The sequence below is a fragment of the Corynebacterium sp. TAE3-ERU2 genome, assembly GCF_019209955.1.
In the GTDB taxonomy this organism is placed as follows: domain Bacteria; phylum Actinomycetota; class Actinomycetes; order Mycobacteriales; family Mycobacteriaceae; genus Corynebacterium; species Corynebacterium megadyptis.
Genome location: NZ_JAHUTL010000009.1, coordinates 1 through 1,372 on the forward strand (window position 1 = coordinate 1; position 1,372 = coordinate 1,372).

1 rRNA gene is annotated in these 1,372 nt (G+C 52.5%); it reads left to right on the forward strand.

The annotated features are described in order from the left end of the window. Positions 1-96: 96 nt before the first annotated feature. Positions 97-1,372, forward strand: a 23S ribosomal RNA gene (locus KRX12_RS10840); the annotation flags it as partial.

Here is a 1,372-nt window from a genome sequence, read left to right on the forward strand (position 1 = left end):
GGTGGGTGGTTGGTGTGTGTGTTGTTTGAGAACTGTATAGTGGACGCGAGCAATTTTATTGTGTTTGTTCTTAGTGTTTTTTGATTGTTTGTGTGTCTGTTTTTTATTAAGGGCGCACGGTGGATGCCTGGGCATCGTCAAGCCGATGAAGGACGTGGAAGGCCGCGATAGTCCTCGGGGAGTTGTCAATCGAGCGTTGATCCGAGGGTGTCCGAATGGGGTAACCTAGCGCACGCTTTTTTGGGTGTGTGTTTCCTTGTGGTGAATGTATAGCTGCATAGGGGGTGTACGCGGGGAAGTGAAACATCTCAGTACCCGTAGGAGAAGAAAACAATAGTGATTCTGTGAGTAGTGGCGAACGAAAGCGGATGATGGCTAAAAGTCATGCGTGTGATACTCGGCAGGGGTTGCGTGTGGCTGGTTGTGGGGCATGTGTGTTGGTGATACTGCCGTGTCATCTCGATTGTTGGTGTGTGTGAGGCGAAGTGGTGTGGGATCACCTACCGTAGACGGTGAGAGTCCGGTAGCCGAACATGCGCATCAGTGGTTGTGTGCGTGTACCCGAGTAGCAGCGGGCTCGTGGAATCTGCTGTGAATCTGCCGGGACCACCCGGTAAGCCTGAATACTTGGCGTGACCGATAGTGTATGAGTACCGTGAGGGAATGGTGAAAAGTACCCCGGGAGGGGAGTGAAATAGTACCTGAAACCGTGTGTCTACAATCCGTCAGAGCATCCTTTTTGGGGTGTGATGGCGTGCCTTTTGAAGAATGAGCCTGCGAGTCAGCGGCATGTCGCGAGGTTAACCCGTGTGTGGGGTAGTCGTAGCGAAAGCGAATACTAACTAGTGTGTTTAGTGGCGTGTCCTGGACCCGAAGCGGAGTGATCTACCCATGGCCAGTGTGAAGCAGCTGTAAGAGGTTGTGGAGGCGCGAACCCACTTAGGTTGAAAACTGAGGGGATGAGTTGTGGGTAGGGGTGAAAGGCTAATCAAACTCCGTGATAGCTGGTTCTCCCCGAAATGCATTTAGGTGCAGCGTTGCGTGTTTCTTTGCGGGGGTAGAGCTACTGGTTGGTTGAGCGGGACTATCATCTTAGCAACATCAGCCAAACTCCGAATACCGTGAATGTTATAGCGTGGCAGTGAGACTGCGGGGGATAAGCTTCGTAGTCGAGAGGGAAACAGCCCAGATCGTCGGTTAAGGCCCCTAAGAGTGTACTAAGTGGAAAAGGATGTGGGATCGCGAAGACAGCCAGGAGGTTGGCTTAGAAGCAGCCATCCTTGAAAGAGTGCGTAATAGCTCACTGGTCGAGTGGTTCTGCGCCGACAATGTAGTGGGGCTGAAGTACACCGCCGAAACCACGACAGCAGCA